Origin of the sequence: Oceanobacillus sp. J11TS1 (genome assembly GCF_018333215.1) — a bacterium.
Classification (GTDB): Bacteria; Bacillota; Bacilli; order Bacillales; family Amphibacillaceae; genus Oceanobacillus.
The window spans coordinates 88,632-95,508 of record NZ_BORO01000013.1 but is presented as its reverse complement, the minus strand read 5'-3'; the positions used below and the strand labels follow the sequence as shown (position 1 = coordinate 95,508).

The following is a 6,877-nucleotide window of genomic DNA, read 5'->3' as shown; positions in this document are numbered from 1 at the left end:
AAACTTCCCATCACTTTAAGTGAGTAAAATCCCTCAGAGACGATGAGGTTGATAGGTCCGAGGTGGAAGCGTGGCGACACGTGCAGCTGACGGATACTAATCGATTGAGGACTTATCTAAGTTTTTTCATGTCACGTTACTCTTATTTAGTTTTCAGGGTGCAAAATCCTAATTAAATATTTTAGGTCTGGTGGCGATAGCGAAGAGGTCACACCTGTTCCCATGCCGAACACAGAAGTTAAGTTCTTCAGCGCCAATGGTAGTTGGGGGTTCTCCCCCTGCGAGAGTAGGACGCCGCCAGGCCTATTTTTTTACCTGAAATGAAAATTACATATTTAAATCTCTGTAGAATTATTTATTTGTTTAATAATCAGGTAAATTCATCTGGCCCGTTGGTCAAGCGGTTAAGACACCGCCCTTTCACGGCGGTAACACGGGTTCGAATCCCGTACGGGTCACCAAATTTGGAGGATTAGCTCAGCTGGGAGAGCACCTGCCTTACAAGCAGGGGGTCGCAGGTTCGAGCCCTGCATCCTCCACCATGTAAGATTTATAAATTCATATCGCGGGGTGGAGCAGTCTGGTAGCTCGTTGGGCTCATAACCCAAAGGTCGTAGGTTCAAATCCTGCCCCCGCAACCAAATTGGTCCGGTAGTTCAGCTGGTTAGAATGCCTGCCTGTCACGCAGGAGGTCGCGGGTTCGAGTCCCGTCCGGACCGCCATATTTCGTTTTTAATTAATTGGTAGAGATTGTAACAAGTAAGTTGAGTGCCAAAAAGTTGACCTATAGCATTTTATTTATAGGTTTTATATTAATATGGAGGTATACCCAAGTCTGGCTGAAGGGATCGGTCTTGAAAACCGACAGGCGGGTCAAACCGCGCGGGGGTTCGAATCCCTCTACCTCCTCCATACATAATAGTTAAAAGGCTTGGTAGCTCAGTCGGTAGAGCAGAGGACTGAAAATCCTTGTGTCGGCGGTTCGATTCCGTCCCGAGCCATCATTTATTTTTAAAACATTCATGGAGGGATAGCGAAGTTGGCCAAACGCGGCGGACTGTAAATCCGCTCCTATCAGGTTCGTAGGTTCGAGTCCTACTCCCTCCACCATCTTTAAAATATGCGGGTGTAGTTTAGTGGTAAAACCTCAGCCTTCCAAGCTGATGATGAGGGTTCGATTCCCTTCACCCGCTTCATTATTAAAGTGGGCCTGTAGCTCAGCTGGTTAGAGCGCACGCCTGATAAGCGTGAGGTCGGTGGTTCGAGTCCACTCAGGCCCATTAACTTATAAATAATTGATTGGTGGTTCAACTTCCATACATGGATATGTTCATATAAGCTCTTAGCTTGAGTAGGCAGTACGGTAGCCTTCTAAGCTATAGAGCTTTTTTAATATGTAATTTTCAGCTATAGAACGCGTGTTAATCAATTATTATCGAGTTTACCCTCTCCCGCCATATTTAATTATTGCTGCTCTCTATAAGTGTACTTTTCTCTCCTATTAAGTAGAGGCTTACGGATTGAAAAAGTGGAAGCTGGGACAAACCGAGCAAAAATAGAAAGTGACTTTCTACATTTTAAAGTAGAAGGTCACTTTTTTATTGAAAAATTAGTACAGAAGAGAATACTACTGATAGAGTTAATGAATATTTCATCATTTGGAGGGGAAAGATACCATTATTAATTATAAGGCATTTTTTATTGGAGGTTTTTAGTGTTGGGTCTAATTGTCTCATGGATTTTATTTTTAGCCCCCTGGCTTCTGTTAATTCCCTTGGATTCGCAACGCGTAAAGAAATTTATGCCGGTTTGTTTATTTATGGTTGTTTTATATACAGTTCTTTTCCAAATGGCTGAAGTATGGAATTGGTGGGAGATACATGAAGAGAACAATATATTTATACTTACCAACATTTCATCTTTTGTTTATGGATTTCTGATCGTAGTAACCCTCTATATGTTTTATTTCATCTACCCGAATTTTTGGCTGTTTTTAATTGCAAATTGGATTATCGATTTATTCCAAGCGTTTGTTGTAAGTCCTTTTATCTTTCAGAAGATTGGACTATTACGATGGGCACTATGTCAAACTTCGGACTCTTTGTTATGATTGCCATTACGGTACCTATCATTTATCTATATCAAAAATGGCAAGAAACCGCGTTTAGAGAAAATTGAAATATTCATGGCAAGACATCTAATTAGGCGGGTTTTTCAATAAATAAATACGGTTCCAAGTCATTAAAGATGGCTAAAGGCTCGCTCATTCCTCTATTTGTTTGTAAATGATTTTATGGTGTGTTGTCCGTTCTTTCAGTTTGAGTACTGCTTTATCTTTGGCTTAGTGACCAAGAATGTTATCAGATTTCTCCGTGTACAACGGATTCTGAACGTTCTTCATGCTTTTTTCAAGCAGTCTTTTATCTTTCAATTCGCTTTTTGTAGTGGAGAGACGGGGCCTCCGCTTTAAATCCAAATTTCTAGTCTATAGTAACCATGCATCAATCCGACTGTATAGGGTCTTTAGATAAGCGATGAATCAAATAATTCGTTTAAAACAATCGCCATCAGGTGTCCATTTCTCTTTTGGTATTTTTTCTTCTTCGAAATGCTGCCGCTTTTTCCTCTCTGGCTTGTGGAATAAGCTATTCCGAGCTTTCTGTGTACTCCTACATGTGCAAAGAACTTGCAATCCTTTTTCAGTGTGTTCCCTGTGAGGCAGATTAAGAAGTATGCTTTAATATGTTTTGTTCTTTTATAATTGTAACGAACGTTCAACCGCTAATTCGCGTACTAAATAAATATATTAAATTTGCTAAGTTTATTCAGCACTCTTTTGCCAAATATTATTGAAATCCTAGTAGAGATGGGTAGGGAATTTTGGATTATATACCCACTTAATTTGCAATTATGATAAAAGATTATAGGATTGGACTGGTATATTTAGCTCTGTATGACCAGAAAGTCGGCGTAGAGTATATTATCTTTTTCATGACGCTGTGGGCAATCATGATTTTCATTGTAGAATTACTTTTTTGCTACGACTTTACAGCATGGTCTTAATAAAAATAGGGATAGATGTGTTAAAGTAGATTACAGGGTTGTACCTTAACTGTTGCGTTTAGTCTAAAGACTTTTAGAGATACATACAATTGGCGGAATAAAGCTTAACGAAACAGCTTTAAGGAGTCAGAAATAAAATTATCCCGTTGAGCTGCGAAACGGAATTGTTACATGAAATATAGTATGATAACTTAAGACAATCACCGTTGATAACTTGCTGATAAAAGTTTTTAAGTTGCATATATACTAGATTACGGATATAGGAGAAGGAATGATACATGTTAAAGACGTATACTTGGCCTACTTTTTGTGTGATTGTATGGGGTAGTAATTTTGTGTTTGGAAAAATCTTAGTTCAAGACTTTTCTCCAACCTTGTTAACCTCATTAAGGCTTTTCTTTATTGTGTTATTATTAATAGGAATAGCCTGCTATAGAAGATCTGTAAAGCCTATCAATAAAAAAGATTGGCCAGCGATTTTAGTGTTAGGGGTTATTGGCGTTTTTATAAATCAATGGTCATTTTTTGTGGGGTTAGAAACGTCTGATCCTACAACTTCTGCATTGATTCTTGCAACAGCTCCTATTTTAACCGGATTATTAGCGGCTATTTTCTTGAAAGAAAAATTAACCCTCCGAATGCTTGGAGGGTCTATCTGTGCCATCATAGGTATCTTTCTAGTTGTAACGAGAGAAAGTTTGACCTCTTTTCATATTGATAAAGGGCTGATATGGATTGTCCTGACAATGGTAACATTCGCTATCATGATTATTATGACCAGAACGCTTTCTCAACGAATGGATTCCCTTACTATCACACTGTATTCAAATATAGTAGGGTTTATTGTGTCGATCCCATTTGTTTTTGTATGGGATAGCCAACAAATAAGAATCGGAGTTACTTTTTCTGATTGGGCATTACTCATCGGAACAGCGATTACAGTTCACGGTATTGCTAATTTAATTTGGAATACACATATACGTTATGCGGATGCATCGAAAGCGTCTATATTGTCGAACTTAGAACCATTCGTGGCAATGATTGCTGGATTCATATTACTTTCCAAACCAATTACTGGCTTTGAAATTTTAGGTTCCTTTTTTATTGTAGGGGGAGTCATATTTTCTACCTATCAGAGAAAACGATATCGAGCCACTTGATTGTACAGTCGAAAAGTTAGTTATCATGTTTTCACTTTATTATATTTAAAGAGAATATAAGAGAGGGGACAGTTTTTGATTAAAAAAATAGATATTACCAATCCTGAATTTGCTAGAGAAGTATTAAATATACAAATACCTTCCTATAAAATAGAAGCAAAAATCATTGGTTTTCATGATCTACCGCCGTTAAAAGACAGCGTTGAAACATTACAGCAATGTGGGGAATCATTTTTTGGCTATTACTTCAAAGATGAGTTATGTGGCGTGATTTCTTTAAAAGCAGAAAATGGTATCCTTGATATACATCGGTTAATAGTCCATCCGAAACACTTTAGAAAAGGAATTGCCAAGAAGTTATTAGACTTCATTGAAAGCAATAAGAAAGGTTGTACAACAATCACCGTGTCAACTGGAACTAAAAATGAACCGGCAATCGCTTTTTATTTGAAAAATGGATTTTCTATAACAGAAGAAATAGAAATAACAGAAGGACTGTCTCTAACCTCTTTTAAAAAAGATATTTAATAAGTTTATTATCAGGTGATGATGACGCTTCTGAGAAGGTCGAATTGAATTTACCTGAAACAGGTGTATGTAGTATAAATATAAATGTTACAAATGCAAATTCATGCTGCTAAAAGTGTGAAAAATCACAAGGGTGTATAATATACTCCCCTTGTTTGGAGGTGTAATATCCATGGTCATTAACAAAGGCGGTAATTTGAGTAAAGCGTACTTCAAGGCGTATTTTTCTTTAATTAGGAACAGCAGACAATGCACTTTAGAAGAGGCAAAGGAAATCACATTTGTTCGTCTATTTCGAAACGATGAAACAACACGTGGCGATATTTCCTATGAACATTTTATCGAGGCCTATAAGGAATTAAAAGAATAGGAAGAAGGATAAATTTTGCACTAAAATTTTTTAGTTGTATATATAAGCACATAATTATATACTTATGTTGCGGTTTGATGAAGGGAGGAAAGGAAATGCTGCAAACAAAGATTGAAATAGAGGAAGCTACCGGCATTTTAAAACTGCTTGGCGATAAAACAAGGCTGACCATGCTGAAATTGATTGACGAACAGACCTGCTGTGTTTGTGAGTTCGTTGAAATATTTCAAACCAGCCAACCATCTATCAGTCAGCATCTACGTAAGCTGAAAGATGTAGGGTTGGTAAAGGAAGAGAGAAAAGGGCAATGGATATTTTATTCAGTCAATAATAAGAGTGCGTATTATTCATTTATCAAGCCAATTTTGGATCAATTACCAGATCAAAATGATAAATTAAAACAACTGGAAGAGAAAGGTACAAGAATTTCTTGTTGTTAGTTTTTGGAGGTTTTATTTTGCAGGCAACACTTATACTCGCAATTTTCATATTTATATTAACCCTTGTCCTTGTAATTTGGCAGCCAAAAAATTTAAATATTGGCTGGTCTGCCATCGGAGGAGCTGTTGTTGCTTTACTAGCAGGAGTAGTGGATTTTGGTGATGTACTAGATGTCGTCGGCATCACCTGGAATGCAACATTATCATTTGTTGCAATCATTCTCATTTCATTAGTTTTAGATGAAATTGGATTATTTGAATGGGCAGCATTACATATGGCACGAATAGCAAAAGGGCATGGAATCAAGATGTTTGTCTACATAAGCATTTTAGGTGCTATTGTGGCGGCTTTATTTGCTAATGATGGTGCAGCACTCATTCTCACACCGATTGTACTTGCGATGGTACGTCATTTGAATTTCAAGGAAAAAATGATTTTTCCGTTTATCATGGCAAGTGGATTTATCGCTGATACAACATCTCTGCCATTTATCGTTAGCAACCTAGTTAATATTGTTTCTGCGGACTTCTTTGGAATCGGATTTGTGGAATATGCTTCAAGAATGATTATCCCCAACTTATTTTCACTAATCGCAACCATTTCGGTATTATTCATTTATTTTAGAAAAAGCATACCCAAGCAATACGATGTATCGAAACTAAAGTCGCCAGATGAAGCAATTAAGGATTTAAAAATGTTTCGCATGTCATGGTATGTGCTTGGTTTATTGGTAATTGGCTACTTTACGAGTGAATTTATCAACGTACCTGTTTCTATTGTTGCAGGAATTATTGCGATTTTCTTTATCATCATGGCAAGACGCAGTGCTGCTGTTAATACAAAAGAAGTTATTAAAGGGGCACCGTGGAATATTGTGTTTTTCTCTATTGGAATGTATGTGGTAGTCTATGGATTAGGCAATGCCGGACTTACATCTGCGCTGGCAAGTATTATTCAAACTGTTGCTGATCAAGGTTTATTTGTTGGAACGGTTGCTATGGGATTCATTGCAGCTTTCCTATCATCCATTATGAATAATATGCCTACCGTTATGATTGATGCTTTAGCTATTGCTGAAACAACTACATCTGGCGTGTTACGAGAAGCACTTATTTACGCAAATGTAGTTGGATCAGATTTAGGTCCTAAAATCACACCCATTGGTTCTTTGGCAACATTAGTATGGTTGCATGTATTATCCCAAAAAGGCGTGAAAATATCATGGGGAACCTATTTTAAAACAGGTATTATATTAACCATTCCAATCTTATTTATTACATTATTAGGTCTATATCTAACACTTACTCTATTTTAA

Annotated in this window: 6 protein-coding genes, 9 tRNA genes and 2 rRNA genes; all 17 read left to right on the top strand. The window is 37.2% G+C overall.

Going from position 1 to position 6,877, the window contains the following annotated elements:
- Positions 1-120: ribosomal RNA gene (locus tag KI343_RS11970) — 23S ribosomal RNA — on the top strand; the annotation flags it as partial.
- Between the two features lie 66 nt (positions 121-186).
- Positions 187-303: ribosomal RNA gene (gene rrf / locus KI343_RS11965) — 5S ribosomal RNA — on the top strand.
- Positions 304-386: 83 nt separating this feature from the next.
- Positions 387-461 (top strand) — tRNA-Glu (locus tag KI343_RS11960).
- Positions 462-466: 5 nt separating this feature from the next.
- A tRNA-Val gene (locus tag KI343_RS11955) sits at positions 467-542 on the top strand.
- Positions 543-564: 22 nt separating this feature from the next.
- A tRNA-Met gene (locus KI343_RS11950) sits at positions 565-641 on the top strand.
- A 4-nt stretch (positions 642-645) separates the two neighbouring features.
- Positions 646-722: transfer RNA gene (locus KI343_RS11945), tRNA-Asp, on the top strand.
- A 97-nt stretch (positions 723-819) separates the two neighbouring features.
- A tRNA-Ser gene (locus KI343_RS11940) sits at positions 820-912 on the top strand.
- 16 nt (positions 913-928) lie between these two features.
- A tRNA-Phe gene (locus KI343_RS11935) sits at positions 929-1,001 on the top strand.
- A gap of 23 nt (positions 1,002-1,024) precedes the next feature.
- Positions 1,025-1,110 (top strand) — tRNA-Tyr (locus KI343_RS11930).
- A 12-nt stretch (positions 1,111-1,122) separates the two neighbouring features.
- Positions 1,123-1,193 (top strand) — tRNA-Gly (locus KI343_RS11925).
- Between the two features lie 13 nt (positions 1,194-1,206).
- Positions 1,207-1,280 (top strand) — tRNA-Ile (locus KI343_RS11920).
- 437 nt (positions 1,281-1,717) lie between these two features.
- The gene (locus tag KI343_RS11915; protein WP_212926651.1) at positions 1,718-2,110 is read left to right on the top strand and encodes a hypothetical protein; all 393 of its coding nucleotides are present in this window, start codon (positions 1,718-1,720) and stop codon (positions 2,108-2,110) included.
- Positions 2,111-3,341: 1,231 nt separating this feature from the next.
- Entirely contained in the window at positions 3,342-4,223 is an 882-nt protein-coding gene (locus KI343_RS11910; protein ID WP_212926650.1) for a DMT family transporter, read from the top strand.
- 75 nt (positions 4,224-4,298) lie between these two features.
- Positions 4,299-4,751 carry a GNAT family N-acetyltransferase gene (locus KI343_RS11905; RefSeq protein WP_212926649.1) on the top strand — a complete coding sequence of 151 codons (453 nt, stop codon included), beginning with the start codon at positions 4,299-4,301 and terminating at the stop codon, positions 4,749-4,751.
- A gap of 172 nt (positions 4,752-4,923) precedes the next feature.
- On the top strand, positions 4,924-5,121 hold the full coding sequence (locus tag KI343_RS11900) for a hypothetical protein (RefSeq protein ID WP_212926648.1): 198 nt from the start codon (positions 4,924-4,926) through the stop codon (positions 5,119-5,121).
- Between the two features lie 95 nt (positions 5,122-5,216).
- Complete coding sequence (locus tag KI343_RS11895; RefSeq protein WP_212926647.1) at positions 5,217-5,561, top strand: ArsR/SmtB family transcription factor; 345 nt, start codon at positions 5,217-5,219, stop codon at positions 5,559-5,561.
- Positions 5,562-5,578: 17 nt separating this feature from the next.
- The gene (locus KI343_RS11890; protein WP_212926646.1) at positions 5,579-6,877 is read left to right on the top strand and encodes an arsenic transporter; all 1,299 of its coding nucleotides are present in this window, start codon (positions 5,579-5,581) and stop codon (positions 6,875-6,877) included.